Genomic DNA, 25,412 nt, shown 5'->3' with positions numbered 1-25,412 from the left:
TTCATATCAATAATATTTGGGCGTAAAGCTACAGCGGATCAATTACTCAGAAAATATGCAGTTGGTCGGGCGGATACGGTTATCTGAAATCAAGGAAACGAGACAATAACGTACAGGTATCGCTATTGGTGCTGCTTCCTTTGGTAATATCGCCTATTGAGCATGCAATTGGAGTTGCACCCAAGGAATATAGGGCATACACCTATATCGACATACATGCCCCAGCAAATAAAATATGGCCGCAGGTAACACAGGTGGGCGAAATATTACCTTTGGAGGACCGGGGAAAGCTTACCCGGTTTCTGGGGTTTCCTAGACCGATCAAAGCAGAACTCAACTACGAGGGTGTGGGAGCCTACCGGGAAGCGATTTTTGAAAACGGTTTAGTTTTCCACGAAACGGTAACGGCATACGAAAAGGAAAAACGGATGTCTTTTTCGATCAGCGCATTACCGCATGAAATACCGATTACCACGTTGGATGAACACCTCGTGATTGGCGGTAAATACTTCGATGTATTGAATGGTACTTATGAGCTAGAGAAACTCAATGACACGACCTATAGGTTGCATCTGTATTCGCATTTCAAACTTACAACCACCTTTAACTTCTACGCCAGCTGGTGGGCGCTGTTGATTATGAAGGATATCCAAAACAACATCCTGCAGATCGAAAAAAGACGTGCGGAACTGCATTGACAAACCGCTGTAACTTATCATCCGCCATGATTCTTCATGCTTATCTATTCAATTGCCCAAAGACCGTGACGTGCAAATTGTTCTAAATACGCTGAAATATTCGTTAACTTTAGCACTGTCGTAACAATACTATTCGCATTGCAAGTAGAGGAAGCCATCGAATTCATTGAACCGGGAATTAACACGGGAGTTATCCCACAACATTGGGCCGACCTAGGATGCGGGGACGGCACATTTACCCATGCCCTCGCCCACCTACTTGCCCCCATAGGAAGTGTAACAGCCGTGGATAGTTTACCACAAAGACTGAATAGAACCGCGGGGAACAACGTTTCTATTCAATTTCAGCAATCGGATATCAACCTCGATAGCTTCAGCTTGCCTAAGTTGGACGGCATACTGATGGCCAATTCGCTTCACTACATCCAGCAAAAAGAATTGCTTGTAAACCGAATGGAGCCATACTTCAACACAGAAAAACAATTCCTTATCGTTGAATATGAATCCAATACTCCAAATCGGTGGGTACCCTATCCGATTACTTTTAACAATTTGAGCCGACTCTTCGAAAGTCTCGGATACATCGACATCACAAAGGTCAATGAGCGGCCTTCCGCCTTCGGCGGAACGTTGTATGCTGCCTTGATTCGATCGAAGGTCTATGAGTACAGTTAAATCATGTCGTCCAGAACGGTCGACGATTGCCTGTAGTCGACTTGTGTGACTTATCCGACCCTGTCTAACCTATAATGCGCCCAGTTGCCGCAACACGGCCTTTGTAATTTCCAGACGGCATTTCATGAAGTCAGCACGGGGTGTGCCTTTGACCTTGGTGATACGCGTGGCGAAGAAATACACATTATCCTTCTGCTGGAGGTAGCCCACCCACCAGCCGATGTCTTTACTGTCTTGCACGCCCCAGCCTGTCTTGGACCGGATTGTATATTCGTCCGTCCGTTCGGTAACCATTACGTCCTTGAGGATATCGAGGTTACGGTTGGAAAAAGGTAGCTTTCCTTCGTAAACGTTGACCAGCATTTCGACCTGGTCTCGTGGAGAAACTTTCAGGGGTCCGAAATTCCAGAAGTCTGCGCCGTCAGACACCGAGGCATTGCCGTAGCCGATATCGCGCAGCACCTGCTCGTAGCGTTGGCGGCCGACCTTTTTCGCCAGTTCCATGAACACCCAGCCGGCCGATACCTCGAATGCATGCCGCACGGTCATGTGCCTGTAGGTGGATGGCCGGTAGCCGTATAGCGTCGTATCGATGGACCCGATCCAACCCACCGTATCCATTTCGCTGCCGATGACACCCGCTTCGAGTGCGATAAGAAGATTGGGGATTTTGAAGGTGGACGCGGGCACGGTTTCGAGCTGGGAATCGGTGCTATCACTGGTTATCCATTTACGTTGCTTGTAATCGAATACCGTGATGCTACCTTCGAATCCGTAATCGCGGAAAGGTTTCTGTAAATCGGGCTGATGCGGTTGTGCGGAGACCCCACAAATAGCCGCCATGGCCAATAAGCAAACCAGAGGCAGGGCGTGTGTCATTTTCATTGCGATAAATATATGCATTCACCGAGACTTCATCCTATTTTCACCTGTTCTGGTTTGCAGCGACCGGATTAGAAAACCGCCTATGGGTTATCCACAAATTATTGAGGATGCTGTTAAGATTTGTTAAATAGGCAATTCGTTTCCTATCCTCCACATGACGCCCGATGGGTCTAGCAAAATAAAATCCCGTATTCCCCAAGTGCGGTCTTCCCGAGCGGTCAATTGGATGTTATAACCTTTATTGCTATTGGCTTGATTGATCTTTTCCCACCAATGGTCGGCATTAGTGACCAGTAAATGCATGACATAGTTTTCAGCATGGTCTTTGAGATAGAAGTTTTGTAATAGAAACTTAAACCCATTATAGTCCATTAATGCAAGTTGGTTGTCATGCCAGGACGTAGTAAACCCAATATCATTATAGAATCTCATAGATAAATCAAAATCCTTGGCAGGAACAAATGATTTCAATGCTATGATTGCCAAGTCAAGCGGTTTGTTCGCCATGCTAAAATTATGTTTCTATTGCATCGTTGCCCGCTGTCTCGTCCTGAAAAAACTTTACGGCAAAGCTATAGACTTATGAGACCGCAAACCCCAAACCTTGCACAGACGTCTTTGTGGTATCCAGCGAATGGATGTATAATTTAGTCGCCGATGACCTCCCAATGACCACCCTTGGCCGGACCGATACGCAATAATTTATTGTCCTTTTGCAATTGGCTGATATTCCGCTCTACAGAACGCTCAGTAATTTCCAATAATAGCGAAAGCTCGGGTATTGTGATATCGGGATTCTCTCGGATGTACGCTAAGATTTTCCCCGACGTTTTCCCCGACGTTTTCCCCGACGTTTTCCCCGACGTTCTATCGATGTCGGTTGCCGTATCAGCATACACAACAACCCGGAATCCATGCTGGAAATTTTCAAACTTCGGTGCCTTCAACCCGTATTGTTCAAACGCCTCCCGGATTCGACGAATACCAGAACCATACTTCTCTATCAATTGAGCCTCTTTAAAGGTGGCAGCGACTTTCCGGTTACGGGAGTACGACGAATACTCGTCAGCAAGCAATTGCGCTATGGTAATCGTATCGGGCAAATGGCCGGGATTGAAGAACTCAATATAATCGTCAAAGATTTTTACCGATGAATCGCCGCTGCTCATATAATCACGGTGCACAATCATATTAATGACAATTTCTCGCAACGCCGGCATCGGATACTGCCAACGCTCCTCACGCTGCGGATCGCCAGTGATGATGTAGCCTTTATTGATGTGTTTGCGGATGAATCCCAGTACTTCTTCCACTTCACTGAACAGGTCACTGCGGACGGTCAATCCATCCTTGATACTGGTTGGTGTGGAGAAGCGGCCCAGCTCAATAGCTGCCTGAAAAACATCGTTTTTTGCAAACAACAGGAATCCGGCATTGGTAACCTGGCTATCCTTGATGAGCTCAAACTTCGTCAACACGGTAAGCGGGTCGTCGGTAAGCGGCGTTTCCTTACCTTGATTGCTCTTTTCGATAAACTTTACGACCTTATCCAGCGATAGGTCATCGAGTGCCCGATCCGGATTGATATAGCTATCCCAACTAGTGTTGAAAGAGCGGAGATGCAGGTCGGCAATTTCTGTCAACGATAGTTGGTGGTTAGCATTGTTTACCCGTTTGTAATACCGGCCTTTGAATGCTACGGGTTTGACCGGAAATTCCTTTACCGATAGAACGCCGACTTTGGTTCCGGCTAAGTCCATTTCATCGGCATCGGGGATAATACTGGGTTGAGTTTTGTTCTTGATATCATTTACCCACTTCTGCAAAGACTCGCTACCCAACATAAACCCCTTTACCGGCTTGCCGCCATCACCGACACCCACCAGCACCCGGCCGCCACTGCTATTGGCAAAAGCCGTAAGCGACTCAATGACCGCATCGGTAAAGGAGCTTTTGAATTCAGTGTGTTGGTCTTCGCGTAAGCTGGTTTTTGGCATATATGTATTGTCTTTCGTGGCCTTGTTGGATATCCAAAGGTATTGTTTTATTTCGGATATTTTGATGATCATTGAACGGTGATAAACCAAACCGGATTAACGTGGTGCGGAAAATCGGGCCCTCACAAAGAAAACTTACCGCTACGCCCCAAGGTTTAAACACGGCACGGCACGGTAATCCGCATTCGCTGTAAAAACTGCAAAATGCAAAGCCCCGAAACGGGGAGAATCGGGGCTTGCTAACTAACCAATTATAAACCTAAATTATGAAAAGACAAATTTTACTAACTGACTATATAACGCATAGTGGCGCCGGATTGTTACAACGGGATTGTTAATGATATGTTAAAAAGACAATAGGGTGGAAAAAGAGAAACCCGTTGCCTGAAAGATAACGGGTGGTGTAATTTCCCTGGAATATCCACTAAATCAAAAAAGTAAATTTTTTAGCATTTTTTATCTATATTATTGGACGTCAAAAACTAAACACCTATATTTACATCAAGGTAGATTATCCATCTTGAGGTCACAATTTGTGACTTCAAGACTAAATGACCAACTTATGGCAAAAACTGAATCAACACAAACCGAAGTTATATTACTTGAGGTAGATGTTCAGAATCAAATCTATCACATCAGAGGATCAAACGTGATGATAGACAGCGACCTTGCCGTTCTGTATGCCGTAGAAACCAAACAATTAAAAAGACAGGTAAGGCGCAACATTGAGCGATTCCCGAACGATTTCATGTTTGAGCTGACGAACGAAGAGCATCGAATTTTAAGGAGCCAATTTGGCACCTTAAAGCAAGGAGAGCACTCGAAATATTTGCCGATGGTGTTTACCGAACAAGGAATAGCCATGTTATCAAGCGTGCTCAACAGCCAAAGAGCAATACAGGTTAACATTCGAATCATGCGGATATTCAACCAACTCCGGACTGCCATAATGAGCGAAACAGACATCCGCCTTGAAATTGAAAAGATAAAACGGTCACTGGATAACCAAGATAAGAACATCGAACTCGTATTTCAATACCTCGATGAACTGAACGATAAAATCAAACGGCCGCCGCTTTTGCCGGATAGGGAAATGGTGGGGTATAAGATTGGACAAGGGAAGAATGGAAAATGATTGTCAGACTGCCCACAACAAATTGACAGAACATGACTTCAGAATCCTATACGTTGATTCCCTGGAGAAAAACATGCCTGGTGCTACTTTTGATATCGTGGGTCCTTTGGAAAAAAGATAAAAGCCAAATAATCTTGAAGTCGCAAATTGCGACCTCAAACAACAATACGACATGTAAGCCTATGAGTAAAACACAAAACGAAACCATCAAGAAAACCATGATACCTGACGAGGTACTTATCAACAAAATATACCTTGTACGTAATCAAAAAGTGATGCTTGATACCGATTTGGCCGAATTATATGGAGTGAAAACATTTAGGCTTAATGAACAGGTAAAGCGAAACATCGATAGATTCCCAGAGGATTTCATGTTTCAATTAACAGAAGGCGAATGGGAATCTTTGACATCGCAATTTGCGATGTCAAAGAAAGGACGAGGCGGAAGAAGAACGCTCCCATACGACGTATTCCTCCGCGTGGAACAGGTGGAAAAACAAATGATCAAACAGGACCAGAAAATTGAGTTATTGTTCGGCTACCTAAGCAAGTTTATTGAAAAGGAAGGTAAACCGAGAAAGCGTATTGGGTATGAGATAGGTGGGGAAAAATAAAACCTTACGACAACGACTCCATTCCGGATACGGTACCGTTGGATAAGATCCAGCATGCGATACGGGTACCGCTACTTGTTATACTTTACTATGGCGATAGCCACCTCGCTAAACTCAAAACTCATCCAACTATCACGCCTAACGAGAACGCTTCCACGCCTTTCTGTATAGTCCCTAGGGAATGAACATCAACGCCGTTGTCTACGGGTGTTGATTCCTGCTTTTGGTATGATTTATGTGCGTCATTTAGGCACACCAAGGATTGACGCTATACTATGAAAACTTTACGAAATCTTACGGAAAAGGCCTTGTTTAGTACGGGGCTACTGATGGTGGTTGGTTTGCTGGCGGTACGCGCTCAGGAAAAAATCACGGATTTACAAATCGGTGATGCTGCACCTGATTTTGAACTGCTCGGTATTGACGGCAAGACCTATTCCTTGGCAGATTTTTCGGATGGGAAGCTGCTGATGGTTTTCTTTACCTCAAATCATTGCCCGACATCGCATGGGGTGGAAGAACGCTTATTGGCTTTTTTGGATGAGACGGATAAAAAGGATCTTTCTTTCGTGGCCATCAATCCCAATCATCCGGATGGATTAAGTATTGACGAACTTAGCTTTGGCATTTATAACGATGGGTACGAAGATATGATCCGTTATGCGGCAGATCGTGGATTCACCTTCCCGTACTTATATGACGGCGAAACGCAAGATGTTGCCAGGGCTTACGGCTGCTTGGCCACACCGCATGTATTTATATTCGATGAGCAGCGCAAATTGCGCTACAAAGGTCGTTTTGATGATTCGATGTATGCCGATGCCTCGACGGTAAAGTCGCCAGATGCCCAAAATGCGGTTCAGGCATTGTTGACCGGAGGAGAGGTACCTGTCGCGGTGACGCAACCCATGGGCTGCTCCACGAAATGGCGCAGTAAAAAAGACGGCATCCTCGAGCGGATGGCGCAATGGGATAAGACTCCCGTTGATGTAGCGCCGATCGATACCGATCAAGTTGCCGCGGTGCGCGCAAATGGCAGCAATAATTTCCGTTTGATCAATGTCTGGGCTACCTGGTGTGTCCCTTGCGTGGAGGAATTCCCGATATTGGTTTCCGCTGCAAGACGATTCGATTGGCGAAATTTTGATTTCATCACCATCAGTGTGGACCATAAAGACCAAAAAGATGCGGTCAAAGCGTTTTTGGAGGACCACGGCGCAGGCTTGTCAGACCCAGGCCGTAAGCGAGTGCTTGAAGACGGCAGAACAACCAATAGCTACTTGTTTACTGGGGGCAATGCCGATGAGTTGATGAAGACGTTGGATGACCATTGGCAAGGAGGCGTTCCCTACACGGTCTTGGTGAATCCACAAGGTGAAGTGGTCTGGCGGAATCATGGGGTAGTGGAAGAAGAGGAAATGCTCAGGCAAATAGTGAATGTAATCGGCGCACATTATGTGCCCTAAATAGGGTTATTCAGTGCAATATATGGTTCCAATATTTGAGCATCAGACCAGAGCAAATCACCTTGCAAGAATGTAATCATCTAAAAGTATAATTTTCCTTCCCGAGCTACCTGTACACTTGCTTGATCATGTAGCGAAACGGCTAAAGAAATCAGAATAATTTAATATAAGGTTCGAACATAAATATTTGTCCCCTTTTACCACCGGTCATTTCTACTGCTCCTTTTTTGTTACGGCGGATAAGACTTGTTAAATAGAAATTATATGAAGTGAAAAAGGTTCGATGTCTGCAACGGCCGCAGCGGCAGGCTCCGCCCCTTGGGCGGAAACCTGCTTCACGGCATACAAACACATATTCGTTCGCACAGCACGTAGGCTGCAATATCTTAGGTTTGCGCACCTAAAGGTATGGATATTTTTAGGCGAAACCAAATCGCCGTTTGAAACCGACGATTCACGGTGACATTTTTGCGACGATTCGTGCCATCGTCCGTAAAAAATTCATCATTTATGCTTTGGATTGCCACGGCCGATGGCATATACGTGTACAACATCCAAGCCCAATCATACTATCTGATAAAACGGGGCGACAACGAACCGGTAACGATTGCGCACTTATTTATCGGCGTTTGTTTCCATTTTTTTGATAATGTTGCTATTCTTGTTGCTGGCTGCGCGTGTTGCGGCCGGCACATCGGCGGAAAGCGATGTGGCTCAAATAAAAATCCGCTGTTTCGTACCATGAGATCACTCCTAAGTTTAGCCTTGACAATGACCACGATAATGGCCACGGCGTTCCAACTCGTGGCAGAAGATGTGTTTCCGGATGGCACGCCAATCCCGGACTGGTTCCGCGAGGTAAGGCCGACCGACATCAGCCAGTTGGGCACACCCTACCGGATCACAGACCACGGCGTGGCCAATGACAGCACGGTGCTCCAAACGGAGAAGATACAGGCGGTGATCGATGAGGCCCATGCGGCCGGTGGCGGGGTCATCGTCGTTCCGGCAGGGACGTTCCTGAGCGGGTCGTTGTTTTTCAAACCGGGTACCCACCTCCACCTGGAAGAGCACGCAGTAATCAAAGGAAGCGATGACATCAGCCATTTCCAGCTGCTTCCCACACGGATAGAAGGGCAAAACCGGAATTATTTCGCCGCGCTGATCAATGCGGACGGCCTGGACGGGTTTACCATTTCTGGCAAGGGCACACTGGATGGGAATGGCCTCCGTTATTGGAGATCGTTCTGGCTCAGAAGAGCCTTCAACCCCGACTGCACCAACCTGGATGAAATGCGCCCCCGCGTGTTGTTTGTTTCCAACAGTAAAAACGTGCAGGTATCGGGCATCCGGCTCATCAACTCGCCGTTTTGGACCAGCCACTACTATAAATGCGAAAATGTGAAACTGCTCGACTTGCACATCTTTGCACCACGTGCACCGGTAAAGGCTCCGAGCTCTGATGCGATAGACCTGGATGTATGCCGGAATGTGCTCATCAAGAATTGCTATATGTCTGTGAATGACGATGCGGTAGCCCTGAAAGGGGGGAAAGGGCCTTTTGCCGACCGCGATGAAAATAACGGCGGCAATTATAACATCCTTATCGAAGATTGCGACTTCGGCTTCTGCCACAGTGCCCTTACCTGCGGCAGCGAGTCCATACACAACCGGAATATCATCCTGAGAAGAACGAGGGTAGACGATGCGCAGCGGCTACTCCACCTGAAAATGCGGCCCGATACGCCCCAAAAGTATGAATATATCCTGCTGGAAGACATCGTGGGCGCCGCCCGGACCATGCTCGACATACGGCCTTGGACACAGTTTTTCGACCTGCAGGGCGAGAAAGACATCCGCATGGGCTATGGCTCGCATATCACCCTGCGACGCGTTGCCATGAAAACGAATACCGCCTTCGGTATCAAGGCCTCCGACCAATACGGGCTGGCTAATTTCACCCTCGAGCACGTGACCCTTTCGGCCGAGGATGAACAGGAAGTCCCAGCAGGATTTATCGATAATTTACGGCTCTCCGACGTAACCGTGAACGGTAAGGGGATCGGCGAGCAGCGGCATTAAGAAATAAACCCACTAATCCTTTATATACTCCACAGTCGTACCGATGTAATACATGGAAAAAGAGGTGACCGGATATGTTAGGAAATCCTTATGTATAACGGAGCTACGTTCGAGATAATACCAAGGTCCGGGATGCGTGGTATATTCCTTATATCGATATCCGTCATCATCTTTTTGAATATACCATCTAATATCCGTTTGGCTCGAAACACCTGGCAAACGGTATGTGCCACTCCCGTCTGCCGATAATTCCAATGTCCATGTTGCGATCAGCTTGTTGAGTTCGTACTCCTTTACCGTCCATATACCTGTGCAAGCTGCCTTGTATATCGTTAAAGAATCTTGGGCAGCCACCACTTTTCCATTCAATGTTTGTTGCTCAACAAACCCTTCTTTGGAGACACGTATGTCGTAGGTGAAGGTTTCGTCCTCCCCTGAAAGCGATTTGAATGTGACAGCTTGACCTTTATTGCTGACGTATTGGACATTCGGATTAGATATGCCCGATATTGAAATTTCGTTGCTCTCCAGCGTAGTTGGCTCTTCGGTATTTTGATAAGACGGAAAGCTTCCAAACAAGGCTGTCATTTTTCCCCAATACCCTTTCAACGTTTCCATGGCACTGATAAAATATGCAGCGCCCGCATTCACATCTGTATCGTCCTGGGCTATCGCGCGGAATTTAGGCTTCAGATTAAGGTGTAAGGCTATCTCGCTAGGAAACTCTTCTGCCACGGTCTCAAATAATGTGGAGGCAAATATCCAGTTCGCTTTTAAGAATGGGCCAACCAACCGGCCGAATCTTTGGACGGCGGGGCACACCTGCGTAGCAAGCAGGTAACCGGCCGCACCGGCGGCTAAGGTGGTGCCTACCGCCGATATCCCAAAAGTCGCCGGCGCAAGCGATGCCGTGATTTTGGCCAGTGCGAGCATGGTAAGCACTTTTGCCGAGCCTACTACTATTTTCTTTGCCTCCTTTCCCAATTGGCTGGCCAAACACCCGTAATACGACTGAAAGTCTATTTTTGGACAGTCGTAATCATCCATCGACGCAGCCGATAGCATACGGGCTTGATGGAAATTTGATCCACTTAGTCGCGTTACCCCTGCGGGCCTATTCATTGGATGAGCCTGTGCCGCTAGTGCGACCGTTGACATCAATTGAACGACTTCTTTATTTGCTTCATAAAACAGCATGGTCTGACGCTTTTCTTCATCAGCCAAAGAATTGAACAATTTGATAACCTCTTGCCTGTATTCCTTTAAAGCATTGATCTCTGCGGCTTCGTTGGGTGCCGAAGCAGATAGCAGACCAACTTGTGTTTCGAAGTCCTTCGTAAGATCAGCAATAAATTTATCCGGGCTGGCAGCCGTGGTTTGAGTGACGCTGAACTTGATTTGCGCTAAGTCGAATTTCAAGGTTGCCGCACCTGCCGGTACATCGGGTATATAAAAAGAAAGTGTGGTGTCTGAGGTCTTCAAAAGCTCCACCGGTACCGCGCCGAACGTGCCTTGATATTTATCTGCCAGACTCTGGTGAGCAATCAGATTAATGATTTCGTAGGTCTTTACGTTTTGCTTTTCAGCGGTTATACCTGAGTCGGATTTTTGCGGGGGTGTATTCTCCTTTTTACAGGCGGTGATCAGGGTGGCGAAAACCAAGATGGACACAAATGATTTTATTGCTTTCATTTTGACAGTTACGTTGATAATCAGATGGGCCCGTATTTATCGAACCGGAGACGGAAGACCATATTTATCTGTGTTAATTTCAGGGATGAAATTATCCCGTTCAATCGAATATTCAAATACTTACAACTGAGTATTTAATTGGACGTAAATGGAAAACTGCCATGCTCCCTGAAAACAGCATTTATACAAAATCCTCGTACTAATTTGGATGCAGCATCCATATACTAGCGAAGACCCGTAAGGCACCTTTCCCGAGCCTGCTCCTCTTCTGCCAAACTGTCATTCTTTCAAAATATTATTTTAACTTTGTAGGCTTAATGGATGATCATGTTTGAGATACCCACAACGACGAAACAGCACGACGAATCACGCCAAGGGGAGGCATTGCTGATTGAGAACGACCCGAAAAAGGCCGATGGCCGGAAGCTGTATATAGAGAGCTATGGCTGCCAGATGAATTTTTCGGACAGTGAAATCGTGGCTTCCATCCTGCTCGACAAAGGCTTTGAGACGACGCGCGATTACCGGGAGGCGGATGTGGTATTCATCAACACCTGCTCCATCCGGGAAAATGCGGAGCAACGCGTGCGCAACCGGCTGAAGGAGTTCGAATCGGCCAAGGCCAAGAATCCGGGGATGGTGGTAGGCGTGCTGGGTTGCATGGCCGAGCGGCTGAAATCCAAATTCCTCGAAGAGGAAAAGCTGGTGGACGTGGTGGTTGGACCCGACGCTTACCGTGACCTGCCCAACCTCATTGAGCGGGTAGATGAAGGTTCACGGGCCGTCAACGTGCTGCTATCGCGCGAGGAGACCTACGCGGACATCAGTCCGGTACGTCTCAACTCGAACGGCGTGACGGCCTTTATCTCCATTATGCGGGGTTGCGACAACATGTGCTCTTTCTGCGTGGTACCCTTTACCCGTGGGCGCGAGCGGAGCCGCGACCCGCAGTCGATCGTGAAGGAAGCGCAAGACCTCTTCGATGCCGGATACCGGGAGGTGACGCTGCTCGGACAGAACGTGGACTCGTACAAATACGCGGCTACCGTTGCCGACGGCGAGGAGCCGGCGCCTGTGGTTACCTTTGCCGACCTGTTGGAAATGGTGGCCCGCGTGAACCCGCTGCTGCGTGTGCGGTTTTCCACATCGCATCCCAAAGACATCACCAATGACGTGCTCCACACCATGGCTACGTACGAAAACATCTGTAAATATATCCACCTGCCCGTGCAATCGGGCAACTCGCGGGTGCTCCAATTGATGAACCGGACGTACGACAGGGAGTGGTATATGGAACGGGTGGACGCCATCCGCGAAATCATCCCCGATTGTGGCATATCCACCGATGTGATCACCGGCTTCTGCAGCGAAACGGAAGAAGAACACGGCGACACCCTCGCGATGATGGATTACGTGAAATATGACTATGCATATATGTTTGCCTATTCGGAGCGGCCGGGCACCCTCGCTGCCAAACGGTATGCGGACGATATACCGGAGGAGGTGAAAAAACGGCGCCTCACCGAAGTGGTGGACCGCCAACGCCAACACAGCCTGGAACGGTTGCAAACGTATGTGGGTAAAACCCACAAGGTCCTTATCGAAGGGCTGTCCAAACGCTCGGATAAAGACTACTGTGGCCGGAACGACCAAAATACGATGGTGGTGTTCCCGATAGACGAACGCTATAAGGTGGGCGATTATGTATGGGTCCATGCCGATCGGTGTACGTCGGCCACGTTGATTGGGACGGTGGTAGACTAGTCATCAGTCGTAAGTCATTAGTCATTAGTCACCGGTTGTTAAGTTGATTACAATAAAACCAAACGTTTAATCGGGAAAAGGGTTAAGCTACATACAAAAGTCCAGGAACGGAGTACCCTGGGCGAAGCACGAAAAGAATGGATATCCAAGACATAAAAAATAGATTCGGGATCATCGGCAATTCGCCACTGCTCAACCGGGCCATTGACGTGGCGCGGCAGGTGGCACCCACCGATATTTCGGTACTGATTACGGGCGAGAGCGGAAGCGGGAAGGAAGTATTTTCGCACATCATCCACCAGCTCAGTGCGCGCAAGCACGGTCCGTTCATCGCTGTCAACTGCGGGGCGATACCCGAAGGGACCATCGACTCGGAACTTTTCGGGCACGAAAAAGGTTCCTTCACCGGAGCACACGAGGCCCGTAAGGGCTATTTTGAAGTAGTGAACGGTGGCACCATCTTCCTGGATGAGGTGGGTGAGCTGCCCATGGGCACCCAGGCCAGGCTGCTCCGCGTACTGGAAACGGGTGAGTACATCCGCGTGGGCTCATCGAAAGTACAGAAAACCAACGTGCGCGTAATCGCGGCAACCAACGTAGACATCTACGAAGCCGTGCAGAAAGGCAAATTCAGGGAGGATCTCTACTACCGGCTCAATACGGTGCCACTGCGCATTCCGGCCCTGCGCGACCGGAAGGAAGACATCCACCTCCTCTTCCGCAAGTTTGTGGCCGACTTTACCGACAAGTACCGGAGCCCCAATGTACAGCTCACCGAGGATGCGCAACAACTGCTTGCCAACTATCCCTGGCCAGGCAACGTAAGGCAACTGAAAAATATTGCCGAACAGATTGCCGTGTTGGAAAAGGAACGGCTTCTGGATGCGCAAATACTCCAACAGTACCTGCCCTACGACAACCGGAGCAACCTTCCTGTGCATGTGGGCGCCGCAAAGGGGGCGGACGACTTCTCGGAACGCGACCTCCTGTACAAGGTGCTGTTCGACATGAAGAAAGACATGGTCGAACTGAAGAAGCTGGTGGTGGAAATTATCCAGAACGGCGTCAATTCGGGCATCGTGGAAGACAACTCACCTTATATAAACAAGCTGTACCGTGAAATCGACAGCCCGGCGGCCGAGCAACTACCGGCACAGCCCACATTAACCATCCACCGGCCGGCGCCGAACGATTCAAACGACGATTTCCGATTCCACACCCAAGAGGCGGAAGAAGTGGAAGAGGAATCACTCTCGCTTTTGGAAAGGGAATCGGACCTGATTAAAAAAGCGTTGAAGAAACATAAGGGCAAACGGAAATCGGCTGCAGAGGAGCTGGGGATTTCCGAACGGACATTATATCGCAAAATCAAGGATTTAAACCTGAATTGATAGGGATAGCTATGACGGCAAAAGTGGTTAAGTATCTGTTGGTAGTACTGGTTGTTGTTTCGGCAGGGGGCTGTGGCATCAAGTATGGCTTCACTGGGGGGTCGATACCCGAAGGGATGAAGACCTATACGGTGGAATTTTTTGAGAATACGGCACCGATTGTCAATCCTACCCTCAGCCAAACGTTTACGGAGGCGCTGAAGGAACGGATACGCAGCCAATCGAGCCTAAGCCAGGTGACCAACGAGGGCGATGCGATTTTCGAAGGGCGCATCACGGGCTATAGCATTGCGCCAGCCGCCGTAGAGGCAGGTACCGACCGTGCGGCCCTCAACCGGCTTTCGATTACGGTCAACGTGAAATACACGAATACCATCAAACCCGAAGATAACTTCGAACAGCCGTTCACCCGGTTCAAAGATTTCTCATCGGCGAGTGGGTCGATACCTGCACAGGAAGAGACGCTCATCCGCGATATCAACCAGATGCTTACCGAGGACATTTATAACCGCGCGTTTGCGAATTGGTAGGTAAGTTGATGACGGACCGAAGAATGACTTTAAGATTTGAGGATTAGTTGAGTGGAAAACGTGAATTACAAGGAACTATACCATCGTGCATTGGCTGACCCCGCGGCTGTGGACGATGACACCCTATCAACGCTGATAGATCGGTTTCCGTATGCACAGGCACTGCATATGGCGCAAGCCCGTAAGAGCTACCTGCAAGACGGCCCAAGCGACATGGGCAATCCGCTACTCGTTACCGGGATGCCTTCGTGGCTCTACGGCTACCTGCTTGCTGACGGCCAACCCAACGATGGGGCACTTCCAACCGAACATACGACAGACCCTGCGGCACCAGCGGCCACCAACGCTGCAGAGGAACCCGCGGCGACCGTAATCGACATCGAAACGGTCATCCCGGATATGGACGACCCAGGCGTGATGGAACACCCCGTGAGCATGGATTATTTTGCCTACGAAAAAAAGGGGGATGGTGAAACAGCTGCCAACGAGGGGGGCATATCGCAGGAAATAGTGCCGATTGCCGAAGCGACACCCCATGAAAAGCTAAGTTTATATAACGATGAACATTTACCGTATAGCTTTTTATGGTGGCTCAACAAAACGCGGATGGAGCATGCGGGTACCTACCGTCCCTATGCCCCCGGGGATGATACAACGGTGTACCCTGCGGGGGCGGTAGGCACTGCCGACGATGAGCGGGTGCTGGACCATCAAATCCGGGAAAACATCTTCCACCTCCAGTCTCCCGAGGAAAAGCTGAGCACGGCCCAGCCTGCGGAGACCGTTCCGTTCCAGGTTCCTAAAAAGACCGACCCCATGATTGAGCGGTTTATACGGGAGGAGCCACAGATCAAGCCGCCGCAAGCCGACAAAATCAACTTGGAAAACAAGGCACGGAAGAGTGCTGAAGACCAATTGACGTTGGTAACCGAAACCTTGGCGAACATATACGTTGAACAAGGACTGTATCCGAAGGCAATCGCCATCTATAAAAAATTAAGTTTGAAATATCCCGAAAAAAGTGCGTACTTTGCCGCTCGAATTACTGAATTGACAAATAAATTACCCTAGCGGAATAAAACGATGCAAACATTATTGATTATATTGATTATGCTGGCCAGCGTATTGCTGTCTTTCTTGGTATTGATCCAGGAACCGAAAGGCGGTGGGTTAGCCTCCGGCTTTTCGGGTGGCACCAACCTTATGGGCGTGAAACGTACAGGTGACATATTGGAGAAAGGTACGTGGGGATTGGTGATTGCCATCATGGTTTTTGCACTGATCGTGAATGTAATGAGCCCTTCGGCGAGTACAGGGGGTAGTGGGTTGACGGAACAGATCACCCCCACCAACCCAACCACGGCGCCGATTCCACCGGCTACAGCCCCGGAAACTACCACGGGGTCGGATACCGCACAGTAAAAACATCCAAAGGCCACCCGCGAACCGGGTGGCCTTTTCTCTTTCATGTCACTGCCAGCAGCACTGACATCCTGACACAACTCTCTGCCGCTCTCCCTGCGTATCGACATTAAAAATGAAAAAATGGCAAGGTGACCCTATAAAACGGGACTTGGCATAGTTGATGACCTAAGTGGCGAGGAAGAATCAAAAACATATTAACAATTACATATTAACTAAAATCATTATGGCGTTAAGTATTAAACCTATCGGAGACAGAGTGGTGGTTGAGGCTGCCCCTGCAGAGGAGAAAACCGCATCAGGTATCTACATCCCGGATACCGCCAAGGAAAAACCCCAACGTGGAACGGTAGTGGCTGTTGGCACCGGGAAAACGGACGAACCGTTGACCGTGAAGGTAGGAGATCAAGTATTGTACGGCAAATATGCCGGCACCGAAATCACGTACGAAGGAAAAGAATACTTGATTATGAAGGAGTCTGATATCTACGCGGTCGTTTAAGGTCGGTAGCTATCGGAAATTCTTATTTTTCCGCGTGAGCGTTTAATTTAGTAATGGTTTATTGAAAATTGCAATAGGGGACGTGGCAGTTTGTCCGCGATTCGAAATTGCATAGCAAATCTGAAATCAATTAAAAAATGGCGAAACAAGTTAAGTATAACGTTGAGGCACGTGACACCCTTAAGAGAGGTGTAGACACGTTGGCAAATGCAGTGAAAGTGACATTGGGTCCACGTGGCCGGAATGTCATCATCGAAAAGAAATTCGGTTCACCGGCTATCACAAAAGACGGGGTTACCGTTGCAAAGGAAATCGAATTGAAGGATGCCCTGGAAAACATGGGCGCCCAAATGGTGAAAGAAGTAGCTTCCAAAACCGCCGACCAGGCTGGTGACGGAACCACGACAGCTACGGTGTTGGCACAGGCCATCATTGCGCCGGGCTTGAAGAGCGTTGCCGCCGGTGCCAATCCGATGGACCTGAAACGCGGTATTGACAAAGCGGTGAGCGCTGTTGTGGCGAACCTGCAAAGCCAATCGCAAACCGTTGGCGAAGACAACAACAAGATCAAGCAAGTAGCTAGTATCTCGGCCAATAACGACGAGGTAATCGGTGCACTGATTGCCGAAGCTATGGAAAAAGTGGGTAAAGACGGTGTGATCACCGTTGAAGAAGCCAAAGGTACCGAAACCGAAGTGAAAACCGTTGAAGGTATGCAGTTCGACCGCGGTTACCTGTCGCCCTACTTCGTTACCAACACAGACAAAATGGAAGCCGAATTGGAAAACCCATATATCCTGATTTACGACAAGAAAATCAGCAATATGAAGGAACTGCTTCCCATCCTGGAAAAACAGGTTCAAACAGGCAAGCCGCTGTTGATCATCGCTGAAGACCTCGACGGCGAAGCACTGGCTACCTTGGTTGTTAATAAAATCCGTGGGTCTCTCAAAGTGGCCGCTGTGAAAGCCCCTGGCTTTGGCGATCGCCGTAAAGCGATGTTGGAAGACATCGCCATCCTTACCGGTGGTACCGTTATTTCTGAAGAAAGAGGATTCAAACTGGAAAATGCGGACCTCGATTACCTAGGCCAGGCAGAAAAAGTGGTTGTAGACAAAGACAACACCACGATTATCAATGGATCGGGCAATTCGGACGACATCAAAGGCCGCGTAAGCCAAATCAAGGCGCAGATCGAAACCACCACATCAGATTACGACCGCGAGAAATTGCAGGAACGTTTGGCTAAATTGGCCGGTGGTGTAGCTGTGTTGTACGTGGGTGCCGCCACTGAGGTGGAAATGAAAGAAAAGAAAGACCGCGTAGACGACGCACTGCACGCTACCCGCGCTGCCGTTGAAGAAGGCATCGTAGCGGGTGGTGGTGTGGCATTTATCCGCGCGAGCGAAGCGCTGAAAGACCTCAAAGGTGCCAATGAGGATGAGAACATTGGTATCGAGACCATCAAGCGTGCCATTGAAGAACCGCTGCGCCAAATCTGCAACAACGCTGCTGTAGAAGGTGCCGTAGTGGTACAGAAAGTACGTGAAGGCAAGGACGACTTTGGCTACAACGCCCGTACAGGTGTTTACGAAAACCTGATCGGAGCTGGCGTAATTGACCCAACCAAGGTTGCCCGTATCGCTTTGGAAAATGCAGCTTCTATCGCATCTATGCTATTGACCACGGAGGTGGTATTGGCAGACGAGCCGGAAGATGAAAAAGCAGCCGGTGCCGGTGCGCCCCCAATGGGCGGCGGCATGGGCGGAATGATGTAGTCATCGCGCCCGCTTACCGCGGGGGAACATCATACGCAAAAGGCGGCACATCCCTAAAAAGGTGTGCCGCCCTTGTTTTCACTACCTATCCCCTATTTGAGTTTTTCGTTGTTGCGGTGCCGATCGGCATCACGGATTTGCTTCTTCTCGAGATTTTTGGTCAGGGCACTGGTCAAATCTATACCCGTTTGATTGGCAAGGCAAATCAACACGAAGAGCACATCGGCCATCTCATCAGCAAGGTTGACCGCCTCGTCCGATTTCTTGAAGGATTGCTCACCGTATTTGCGGGCCATAATACGGGCCACTTCGCCCACTTCTTCCATCAAAATGGCCGTATTGGTAAGTTCGTTGAAATAACGTATACCGGTGGTGTTTATCCAGCGGTCTATTGTCTCTTGGGCATCTTTGATTGTCATGAGTCGTAAGTCATTAGTCGTAAGTCGTCCCTTAATGGCTATCTTTGTCTTTGGTGTCCATTACGATCGTGACCGGCCCATCGTTGACGAGGGATACCTTCATATCGGCCCCGAACACCCCGGTAGCGACCTCCCTGCCCAATTGAGCAGCGAGTGCAGCAATCATCGCTTCGTACAATGGAACGGCCTTATCGGGCTTCGCGGCCCGGATAAAAGACGGCCGGTTGCCTTTCTTGGTCTGTGCAAATAAGGTGAATTGTGAAATCAACAATACGCTCCCCCCGATGTCATGCAATGACTTGTTCATGAGCCCATCGTCATCACCAAATACACGGAGATTGGCTATTTTCTGTGCCAGCCAGCGGACGTCATCCTGTTCATCTGCATCTTCAATACCCAACAACACCACGAAACCGTCCCCAATCGCACCGACAACCTTTCGGTCTACCGTGCACGAGGCCTCCGAAACACGCTGGATAACTGCCCTCACTATTTCTTCCCAACCCGATATAGCCTGCCACCGTCCGTAACGGCATATAATGCGCCGTCTTTACCTTGGTGTACATCACGGAAACGTTGTGCCTGGTCTTCCAATAAGCGTTCTTCACCAACTACTTTGTTATCCTTGATAACTAGCCGCGCAATGTGTACGCTACTTAAGCCGGCAACAAACAGGTTATTCTCCCATTCGGGGATGGAGGTACCTGCAAAGAACGTCATCCCACTCGGCGAGAGCACGGGGTCCCAATAGTAAACGGGCTGCTCCATGCCTTCTTGCTGTTGGATAGGATCGCCAATTTTGTTACCGTTGTATTCGATACCATAAGTAATCGTAGGCCAGCCGTAGTTCTTGCCCGGCTGGATCCGGTTCACCTCGTCGCCACCACGGGGGCCAAACTCGCCTTCCCAGAGATCGCCGGTAACGGGATGGAATGCCAGCCCTTGCACGTTACGGTGGCCGTACGAATATATTTCAGCACGTGCGTCGTTCCGGCCCTCAAACGGGTTGCCCGGCGCAGGCTTTCCCTCCGGGGTAATGCGCAGCACTTTACCAAGTGCGGCGTTCAGGTCCTGGGCCAGTGGCCTGGTGACAATATCCGACCGCTCGCCGGTGCTCACAAAGATGTTGCCCGTTTTGTCAAAGAGGATACGGGAGCCATAATGCAGGTTGCTTTTGTGGGCGGGTGTAGCCTGATAAATAACCTGGGCATTTTCGACCGTTTTTTCATCATCCGCGAGCCTACCTTTGGCCACCGCGGTCAATGTGCCTTCGGGCGTATCTTGCGAAAACGTCCAATACACCATCCGGTTGTTCGCGAAGTCGGGATCGGTAGTGATGCCTAGCAGGCCACCCTGTCCATTCGAATTAACTGCCGGAAGGCCGGTGATAGCCCCACTCAGCTCGCCCGTTTGCGTGGCAATCCGAAGGGTACCTTCCTTCTCGGTAATCAGCAACCGACCATCGGGAAGGTTGGCAATGCCCCATGGCCTATTAAGCCCCTCGGCCAATACCTTTACATCAAAAGGAGTGGTGGTCTTCACCCCGGCCACGCGGGTCTGCCCCTCGAAAGCAGGCGCATAGTCCGAGTTGGGGTCTTTGGTCTCTACCGGCGCGTATGTGGAATCGGACGGTGTTTCGGCAATCTCTTTGGACGCGGACGAATCACATGATGAAATAACGAACGATAGCGCCGCAACGGCCGCAATTGATTTGGATGTATGTCGCATAACGATAATTTTGTTTAAAGGTAATGACATTTTTCGGACAATATCAATGCTTATGGTACATTAAAAAGGCAAGTGCACGATTATTTTTACATCGGCACTTGCCTCAGAACGTATAAGCCGCCTAGAATTTGAGATTTAACCCCAAGAGGAAATTGGCCGTTGCTTGCGGGTAATAGAAGTTGTAGTCCACCCGATCGGTTTCCGACAGGTAATAACCCCACGTATATCCGCTCGATGCATATTTCTCATTGAAGACGTTATTGACCAACAACGTGATGCCGAGATTCTTCAACTTCCAAAACGATGTGTGGTAAGCCGCACGGACATGGTTTACGAGAAAACCATCGATGCTCCGGTTCGCGTTGCCGGTGTTGTCCAAGTACTGGCGTGAAACGTACTTGCTCAACAGGGCCACTTCAAACGGTTGCCAGGGCTTGAAACTCAACTCGCTGGATGCTACCCAATCTGGTGAAAACGAGATATCGGTGGTAGCATAGAAATTCTCCACGTTGCCCACCACCTCGATGAAGTTCTTGATTTTATTCTGGCTGTAGGCCAGCGTAGCCGCCCACGCAAACCAGGCGTTCGGCGCCCAACGCCCATCGAACTCCAAGCCGATGCGGTAACTGTCGTCTACATTTCTCCTTAAGGTACTACCCACATCGTTGAGTTGGCCCGTTAGCACCAACTGGTCTTTATACAGCATGGCGTAGGCATTCACACCGATATTGAACTGTCGGGACCGGACGCGGTAACCGGCCTCGATATCGTGCAGTTGCTCTGCCTTTGGGGTTTGCTCAATGGGCCAATCGGTAAAATCGCTACGCACCGGTTCCTTATTGGCCAACGCATAGGAGGCGTACAGGTTGCTGGCCGCCGACAACTGGTACGTCAGCCCGATTTTCGGATTGAAAAAGTTGAACGATGCATTCTGTGTAAGGTCGCGCAGATCGTGGTCTATACCGGCAATGGCATAGCTGATGTGCCGATATTGCGCATCGGCAAACAACGAGAACTTATCAATTTGGTACGATGCTTTCAAGTAGGTATTGAAGTCGGATTTGGTAGCATCGCCATCGTAGTAACGGTAGGCGGTGCTGAACCCGCTATCCGTACTAGGCGAGTATGCCCTGTCGGTAAACAAAGGGTATTGGGACCATACGATATCGCCGTAATGACCGCCTTCATACCGATTGTAGGCCCCTCCCCAAGTAAGTTCAAAACCAACCCCGTCTTTGTAAGCGAGGGAATAGGTACCTCCATAAAAATGGTTGTCGAGCCAACGTTGCCGCACCAGGTCCGTTTCGGTTACAGCCCCGCCGTTCACAGTGATGGGCGACAATCCGTAGTCTACATATTCATCCTGATTGCGGAACTGCTCGTAGTAACCTTTCCCTCGCGTGTAATGCAGTGCTGTATTCAGCGTGAGCTGGTTTGTAAGGGCCGATGAAAACAGTAGTTGGTAATGTGTTTGCTGGTAATTATCGGTTTCGTTATCGTAGAGATATTTATTGTACCGCCTATCGGAGTTCAGCAGGTTCTCTATCTCTTCGGGCGTGAGCCCATCGTCTGCGGCATACGCCTCCATCGCTGCTGCATCGCCGGTAAGCCGCGATTCGGGTGTGCCATACCAAGCTTGGTAGGTTTTCTCCTTACCACCGAACACATTGGCCCGCAGCAGACTATTTTGGCCATGCCAAGCCCCCGACAGAAAGAACGACTGGAGGTTGGACGTGCCACGATCGACGTAACCATCACTGCTGATGCGCGACAGCCGCCCATCGAAGCTAAAGTTGCCGTTGAGGAGTCCGGTTCCAAGCCGAATGGTGTTTTTCAGCGACCGGAATGAACCGATGGATTGATCGAGCTCGGCATAAGCCTCGTCGTTGAGCGTGTTGGTCTGGATATTGAGGCTGGCGCCAAATGCACCGGCACCGTTGGTGGACGTTCCCACCCCACGCTGGATCTGGATGTTATCGACGGAAGAAGCGAAGTCGGGCAGATTGATAAAAAATGAACCCAGGCTTTCCGCATCGTTAAGGGGGATACCATTGACCGTGACGTTGGTCCGCTGCGCATCGCTGCCGCGGATACGCATGCTGGTGTATCCGATACCGGCTCCGGCATCCGACGAAATGACCACGCCGGGCGTCTGGTCGAGCAGAAAAGGGATATCCTGACCCACGTTATTTTTGGCAATATCCGCTTTGCTGATGTTTTTGTAGGTCGTAGCTGTATTTTCAGTGGCCCGTGTCGCCTGCACAACCACCTCATCGGTCAGCAGTGTCGCCCGCTGCAATGAAACATGGACATGTTGATCTCCGCGAAGGGCAACTTGCTGCTTTTCCACTTGGTAGCCGAGGTGCGTAACGATGACGGTATAGGTGCCTGCCTTGATGTGGCGGATGATTGCCGTGCCGGCAGCATCTGCCTTTCCTTGGTAAATCGTCCCTTCAAGCTGGATAGACGCACCGGGCATCGGCCTCTCATTGCTTGCGTCGGTTACGGATACGGTGATGTGGTGTTGTGCCACGGCAACGGCCATGGCTACATGCATGAAAAACGCAATCCCTGCGATTGACTTCTTACTCATTTTGTAACTTGTAATTTTAGTTAAACACCACTGCTATAAGGGGTTCATAGCAGCGTAATTATTTAACTTACCTCCCTACGCCGGCATTATCCGGATCAGGTGCTTGACGCCGTGGCGTCAATGGGTATGATCTCAGCCTTTATTTGTGTCTGTTGGTACAAACAAGGCACCCCTATATGATGGTGCGAAGGTAGGCATTTTTTTGCAATTACTATTTTTTTACCCTTAACCAAACAATTTGACCGATATTCGTATTTATGCAAGTATAAATCAAAAGTAAAGCGTTATGCGGTTTATCATCGATGTGCTATTGACCGGATTGGCTGTATTCCTGGCAGCACTGATCCTCCCTTCCTCGGCAGTAAGCGTGGCTGGATTCGGCTGGGCAATTGTTGCCGGGCTCATTATCGCCTTTGTAAATGCAACCTTAGGCACCGTACTCCGGGTATTCACCTTCCCGCTCAACCTGCTCACGTTGGGACTTATTTCATTTATCATCACGGTGCTGATGGTTCAGCTAACCAGCTATTTCATGGGCAGCAAATTTGAAGTGAGCAATTTTTGGTGGGCGGCGGTATTTGCGATTATCGTGGCATTGATCCAGATACTGCTGGACAGTCTTTTTGGCTCCTCCAGGGAAAAGGACTGATACGCCTACCCGGCAGCGGTGTCATCGAGTGCGATTGCCCGGCGGAACGCTTCGGGTGAAGTACCTGTATATTTCCTGAAAAATTTGCTGAAGTAGGAATTGTCCTTGAAGTTAAGCATATCGGCTATGGCAGCCACCGGAAATTCGGGGTTTACCAAAAGTCGTTTCGCCTCCAATACCACCCGGTCGCGGATTACCGTTCCGGCCGATTGGCCAAGCAGGTCCGAACAAATCGCATTGAGGTGATTGGGGGTGATATAAAGCATCACCGCATAGTCTTTCGGCAAGCGAAGCACGGTATAGTGTTTCTCTACGAGTTTCCTGAAATTACGAAGCAGTACGGCATTGTGGGAAAGCGGGGAAGGCTTGGCTGGCTCCTGCAGGCTCACCAAATCCATGAACAACTTAAGCGCGAGCACCCGTAATTTATCGAGGTTACGTATCGAAACCGCCGATGCCAATGCGATCATTTCTTCAAATAAGTCCGCAATACGGGAACGCATCGGGCCGGGAACGGACAGCACGGACTGTTGGGCCCAACCCTGGAAAAAGGCGAACTCTTCAATGTAATCGGGGCGTAGTAGGAACGGGTGGAAGAAAGATGGCGAGAAATTGAGGACATATCCCGCTACCGCACCTTTAAAATCCCAATGGTGCACCTGTCCGGGTGCCATGGCATACAGTTGAAAGGGTGCTACTTCAAACCGATCAAAATCGATGGTATGGTAGCCTGCCCCTTGTGTGAAATAAACCAAGTGATAAAAACGGTGGCCATGTGGTACGTGCAGTTTATGGTGCTGATTGATATAGGGTGCAAAAGCGCCCACGAGAATATCGGACGGCGAATCAGCCAACGCCGTGATGTCGTATACCGGATAGCCCTGGCGCGTCATAGGCGGCAAGTATAGTTATTTTTTACAATTTCTCGGTCATTCCTTTGCCGGGAGGCTGGAAACGCAGGCCCGGTGTGAGCCAATACAGTAAAATAACCCGTGAATAGCGATAATTAAGCGGAGAGAGCAAGAGTACCGTCCCGATGGTAGCAACGAGATACGGCCAGGGTCCGTCCATGTAGCCCGTAATGAGGTAAAAGCCCACGCAGGCAGCAATCATTTCGGCCATGGCCAAGCCGTAGCTCACAAACATAGCCACATAGAAATAACCCGGCTCCCGCTCATAACGCACCCCACAGTGCGGGCATGTCTCGTTCATTTTTTGGGCCTTCAACGCATACGTCCTGCCGGTAAACATATTCCCTTGGCGGCACCTTGGACATTTGGCACGCAAAGCTGCTTTGATTAGGGATGGTGTGTGGTCTTTCTCCATCGTATTTTGCTTAAAACTTCCCTGTTGTTCTTTTTATGCAAAGATACGTCAACGCGTTCAATCAGG

The 25,412-nt window shown here is 49.4% G+C and carries 24 protein-coding genes and 1 riboswitch; of the genes, 14 read left to right on the top strand and 10 right to left on the bottom strand.

Translation table 11 applies throughout. The features are described 5' to 3' along the window. The first annotated feature begins 254 nt into the window (after positions 1-254). Together ACEVG1_RS19005 and ACEVG1_RS19000 are read left to right on the top strand one after the other, a co-directional pair. Positions 255-698 carry a hypothetical protein gene (locus ACEVG1_RS19005; protein WP_374745313.1) on the top strand — a complete coding sequence of 148 codons (444 nt, stop codon included), beginning with the start codon at positions 255-257 and terminating at the stop codon, positions 696-698. Between the two features lie 138 nt (positions 699-836). After that, the gene (locus tag ACEVG1_RS19000; protein ID WP_374745312.1) at positions 837-1,373 is read left to right on the top strand and encodes a trans-aconitate 2-methyltransferase; all 537 of its coding nucleotides are present in this window, start codon (positions 837-839) and stop codon (positions 1,371-1,373) included. Between the two features lie 69 nt (positions 1,374-1,442). Here the strand turns inward: ACEVG1_RS19000 and ACEVG1_RS18995 are convergent, their stop codons facing one another. The 3 genes from ACEVG1_RS18995 to ACEVG1_RS18985 form a co-directional block, all read right to left on the bottom strand. Further along, the gene (locus ACEVG1_RS18995) at positions 1,443-2,258 is read right to left on the bottom strand and encodes a penicillin-binding transpeptidase domain-containing protein (RefSeq protein ID WP_374745311.1); all 816 of its coding nucleotides are present in this window, start codon (positions 2,256-2,258) and stop codon (positions 1,443-1,445) included. Between the two features lie 123 nt (positions 2,259-2,381). Next, positions 2,382-2,765: a VOC family protein gene (locus ACEVG1_RS18990; RefSeq protein ID WP_374745310.1), complete on the bottom strand. Its 384-nt coding sequence runs from the start codon at positions 2,763-2,765 to the stop codon at positions 2,382-2,384. 140 nt (positions 2,766-2,905) lie between these two features. After that, complete coding sequence (locus ACEVG1_RS18985; protein ID WP_374745309.1) at positions 2,906-4,327, bottom strand: ATP-binding protein; 1,422 nt, start codon at positions 4,325-4,327, stop codon at positions 2,906-2,908. A gap of 490 nt (positions 4,328-4,817) precedes the next feature. On the opposite strand from ACEVG1_RS18985, the gene ACEVG1_RS18980 reads away from it, so the two are divergent. The 4 genes from ACEVG1_RS18980 to ACEVG1_RS18965 all read left to right on the top strand — a co-directional run bounded on the left by ACEVG1_RS18980 (position 4,818) and on the right by ACEVG1_RS18965 (position 9,552). Further along, positions 4,818-5,390, top strand: a complete 573-nt coding sequence (locus tag ACEVG1_RS18980; RefSeq protein ID WP_374745308.1) for an ORF6N domain-containing protein — start codon at positions 4,818-4,820, stop codon at positions 5,388-5,390. A 182-nt stretch (positions 5,391-5,572) separates the two neighbouring features. Then, the gene (locus tag ACEVG1_RS18975) at positions 5,573-6,004 is read left to right on the top strand and encodes an ORF6N domain-containing protein (protein WP_374745307.1); all 432 of its coding nucleotides are present in this window, start codon (positions 5,573-5,575) and stop codon (positions 6,002-6,004) included. A 275-nt stretch (positions 6,005-6,279) separates the two neighbouring features. Then, positions 6,280-7,470: a redoxin family protein gene (locus tag ACEVG1_RS18970; protein ID WP_374745306.1), complete on the top strand. Its 1,191-nt coding sequence runs from the start codon at positions 6,280-6,282 to the stop codon at positions 7,468-7,470. 741 nt (positions 7,471-8,211) lie between these two features. Further along, positions 8,212-9,552, top strand: a complete 1,341-nt coding sequence (locus ACEVG1_RS18965; protein WP_374745305.1) for a glycoside hydrolase family 28 protein — start codon at positions 8,212-8,214, stop codon at positions 9,550-9,552. 12 nt (positions 9,553-9,564) lie between these two features. On the opposite strand, the gene ACEVG1_RS18960 is transcribed toward ACEVG1_RS18965, so the two are convergent. Next, the gene (locus ACEVG1_RS18960) at positions 9,565-11,244 is read right to left on the bottom strand and encodes a hypothetical protein (protein WP_374745304.1); all 1,680 of its coding nucleotides are present in this window, start codon (positions 11,242-11,244) and stop codon (positions 9,565-9,567) included. Between the two features lie 327 nt (positions 11,245-11,571). On the opposite strand from ACEVG1_RS18960, the gene miaB reads away from it, so the two are divergent. The 7 genes from miaB (at position 11,572) to groL (ending at position 18,631) form a co-directional block, all read left to right on the top strand. Continuing rightward, positions 11,572-13,008: a tRNA (N6-isopentenyl adenosine(37)-C2)-methylthiotransferase MiaB gene (gene miaB / locus ACEVG1_RS18955; protein WP_374745303.1), complete on the top strand. Its 1,437-nt coding sequence runs from the start codon at positions 11,572-11,574 to the stop codon at positions 13,006-13,008. Positions 13,009-13,145: 137 nt separating this feature from the next. Beyond that, the gene (locus ACEVG1_RS18950; protein WP_374745302.1) at positions 13,146-14,399 is read left to right on the top strand and encodes a sigma 54-interacting transcriptional regulator; all 1,254 of its coding nucleotides are present in this window, start codon (positions 13,146-13,148) and stop codon (positions 14,397-14,399) included. A gap of 11 nt (positions 14,400-14,410) precedes the next feature. After that, a complete protein-coding gene (locus ACEVG1_RS18945) occupies positions 14,411-14,929 on the top strand; it encodes an LptE family protein (RefSeq protein WP_374745301.1) in 519 nt (172 codons plus the stop codon). A gap of 51 nt (positions 14,930-14,980) precedes the next feature. After that, positions 14,981-16,000, top strand: coding sequence for a hypothetical protein (locus ACEVG1_RS18940; protein ID WP_374745300.1), 1,020 nt, complete (start codon positions 14,981-14,983; stop codon positions 15,998-16,000). A gap of 12 nt (positions 16,001-16,012) precedes the next feature. Next, a complete protein-coding gene (secG, locus tag ACEVG1_RS18935) occupies positions 16,013-16,351 on the top strand; it encodes a preprotein translocase subunit SecG (RefSeq protein WP_374745299.1) in 339 nt (112 codons plus the stop codon). Between the two features lie 226 nt (positions 16,352-16,577). Further along, positions 16,578-16,853, top strand: coding sequence for a co-chaperone GroES (gene groES / locus ACEVG1_RS18930; RefSeq protein ID WP_374745298.1), 276 nt, complete (start codon positions 16,578-16,580; stop codon positions 16,851-16,853). 137 nt (positions 16,854-16,990) lie between these two features. Beyond that, complete coding sequence (gene groL, locus ACEVG1_RS18925; protein ID WP_374745297.1) at positions 16,991-18,631, top strand: chaperonin GroEL; 1,641 nt, start codon at positions 16,991-16,993, stop codon at positions 18,629-18,631. A gap of 92 nt (positions 18,632-18,723) precedes the next feature. Here the strand turns inward: groL and ACEVG1_RS18920 are convergent, their stop codons facing one another. From ACEVG1_RS18920 to ACEVG1_RS18905, 4 genes are all read right to left on the bottom strand, one after another. Then, positions 18,724-19,050: a nucleotide pyrophosphohydrolase gene (locus ACEVG1_RS18920; protein ID WP_374745296.1), complete on the bottom strand. Its 327-nt coding sequence runs from the start codon at positions 19,048-19,050 to the stop codon at positions 18,724-18,726. Between the two features lie 31 nt (positions 19,051-19,081). Next, positions 19,082-19,540 carry a D-aminoacyl-tRNA deacylase gene (gene dtd / locus ACEVG1_RS18915; RefSeq protein WP_374745295.1) on the bottom strand — a complete coding sequence of 153 codons (459 nt, stop codon included), beginning with the start codon at positions 19,538-19,540 and terminating at the stop codon, positions 19,082-19,084. Further along, positions 19,540-20,778, bottom strand: a complete 1,239-nt coding sequence (locus ACEVG1_RS18910) for a PQQ-dependent sugar dehydrogenase (protein WP_374745294.1) — start codon at positions 20,776-20,778, stop codon at positions 19,540-19,542. Before ACEVG1_RS18910 ends, dtd begins: the two co-directional genes overlap by 1 nt. Positions 20,779-20,899: 121 nt before the next feature. Next, positions 20,900-23,371, bottom strand: coding sequence for a TonB-dependent receptor (locus ACEVG1_RS18905; RefSeq protein WP_374745293.1), 2,472 nt, complete (start codon positions 23,369-23,371; stop codon positions 20,900-20,902). A 54-nt stretch (positions 23,372-23,425) separates the two neighbouring features. Next, a riboswitch (TPP riboswitch) is annotated at positions 23,426-23,555 on the bottom strand. 102 nt (positions 23,556-23,657) lie between these two features. On the opposite strand from ACEVG1_RS18905, the gene ACEVG1_RS18900 reads away from it, so the two are divergent. Beyond that, positions 23,658-24,020, top strand: a complete 363-nt coding sequence (locus ACEVG1_RS18900; protein ID WP_374745292.1) for a phage holin family protein — start codon at positions 23,658-23,660, stop codon at positions 24,018-24,020. Between the two features lie 5 nt (positions 24,021-24,025). Here the strand turns inward: ACEVG1_RS18900 and ACEVG1_RS18895 are convergent, their stop codons facing one another. Together ACEVG1_RS18895 and ACEVG1_RS18890 are read right to left on the bottom strand one after the other, a co-directional pair. Further along, positions 24,026-24,913 carry a helix-turn-helix transcriptional regulator gene (locus ACEVG1_RS18895; protein WP_374745291.1) on the bottom strand — a complete coding sequence of 296 codons (888 nt, stop codon included), beginning with the start codon at positions 24,911-24,913 and terminating at the stop codon, positions 24,026-24,028. 22 nt (positions 24,914-24,935) lie between these two features. Beyond that, positions 24,936-25,346, bottom strand: coding sequence for a DUF983 domain-containing protein (locus tag ACEVG1_RS18890; protein WP_374745290.1), 411 nt, complete (start codon positions 25,344-25,346; stop codon positions 24,936-24,938). Between the last annotated feature and the right edge of the window lie 66 nt (positions 25,347-25,412).

The sequence above is a fragment of the Parapedobacter sp. 2B3 genome, from assembly GCF_041925275.1.
Lineage (GTDB): Bacteria > Bacteroidota > Bacteroidia > Sphingobacteriales > Sphingobacteriaceae > Parapedobacter > Parapedobacter pyrenivorans_A.
Note: the sequence above shows the minus strand (reverse complement) of the source record. Positions and strands in the feature narration are given on the sequence as shown.

Excerpts from the sequence above, each read along its gene's own strand:
- ACEVG1_RS18995 (WP_374745311.1), bottom strand. The coding sequence starts at position 2,258 with ATGAAAATGACACACGCCCTGCCTCTGGTTTGCTTATTGGCCATGGCG.
- ACEVG1_RS18990 (WP_374745310.1), bottom strand. The coding sequence starts at position 2,765 with ATGGCGAACAAACCGCTTGACTTGGCAATCATAGCATTGAAATCATTT.
- ACEVG1_RS18985 (WP_374745309.1), bottom strand. The coding sequence starts at position 4,327 with ATGATCATCAAAATATCCGAAATAAAACAATACCTTTGGATATCCAAC.
- ACEVG1_RS18980 (WP_374745308.1), top strand. The coding sequence starts at position 4,818 with ATGGCAAAAACTGAATCAACACAAACCGAAGTTATATTACTTGAGGTA.
- ACEVG1_RS18975 (WP_374745307.1), top strand. The coding sequence starts at position 5,573 with ATGAGTAAAACACAAAACGAAACCATCAAGAAAACCATGATACCTGAC.
- ACEVG1_RS18970 (WP_374745306.1), top strand. The coding sequence starts at position 6,280 with ATGAAAACTTTACGAAATCTTACGGAAAAGGCCTTGTTTAGTACGGGG.
- ACEVG1_RS18965 (WP_374745305.1), top strand. The coding sequence starts at position 8,212 with ATGAGATCACTCCTAAGTTTAGCCTTGACAATGACCACGATAATGGCC.
- ACEVG1_RS18960 (WP_374745304.1), bottom strand. The coding sequence starts at position 11,244 with ATGAAAGCAATAAAATCATTTGTGTCCATCTTGGTTTTCGCCACCCTG.
- miaB (WP_374745303.1), top strand. The coding sequence starts at position 11,572 with ATGTTTGAGATACCCACAACGACGAAACAGCACGACGAATCACGCCAA.
- ACEVG1_RS18950 (WP_374745302.1), top strand. The coding sequence starts at position 13,146 with ATGGATATCCAAGACATAAAAAATAGATTCGGGATCATCGGCAATTCG.
- ACEVG1_RS18945 (WP_374745301.1), top strand. The coding sequence starts at position 14,411 with ATGACGGCAAAAGTGGTTAAGTATCTGTTGGTAGTACTGGTTGTTGTT.
- secG (WP_374745299.1), top strand. The coding sequence starts at position 16,013 with ATGCAAACATTATTGATTATATTGATTATGCTGGCCAGCGTATTGCTG.
- groES (WP_374745298.1), top strand. The coding sequence starts at position 16,578 with ATGGCGTTAAGTATTAAACCTATCGGAGACAGAGTGGTGGTTGAGGCT.
- groL (WP_374745297.1), top strand. The coding sequence starts at position 16,991 with ATGGCGAAACAAGTTAAGTATAACGTTGAGGCACGTGACACCCTTAAG.
- ACEVG1_RS18920 (WP_374745296.1), bottom strand. The coding sequence starts at position 19,050 with ATGACAATCAAAGATGCCCAAGAGACAATAGACCGCTGGATAAACACC.
- ACEVG1_RS18910 (WP_374745294.1), bottom strand. The coding sequence starts at position 20,778 with ATGCGACATACATCCAAATCAATTGCGGCCGTTGCGGCGCTATCGTTC.
- ACEVG1_RS18905 (WP_374745293.1), bottom strand. The coding sequence starts at position 23,371 with ATGAGTAAGAAGTCAATCGCAGGGATTGCGTTTTTCATGCATGTAGCC.
- ACEVG1_RS18900 (WP_374745292.1), top strand. The coding sequence starts at position 23,658 with ATGCGGTTTATCATCGATGTGCTATTGACCGGATTGGCTGTATTCCTG.
- ACEVG1_RS18895 (WP_374745291.1), bottom strand. The coding sequence starts at position 24,913 with ATGACGCGCCAGGGCTATCCGGTATACGACATCACGGCGTTGGCTGAT.
- ACEVG1_RS18890 (WP_374745290.1), bottom strand. The coding sequence starts at position 25,346 with ATGGAGAAAGACCACACACCATCCCTAATCAAAGCAGCTTTGCGTGCC.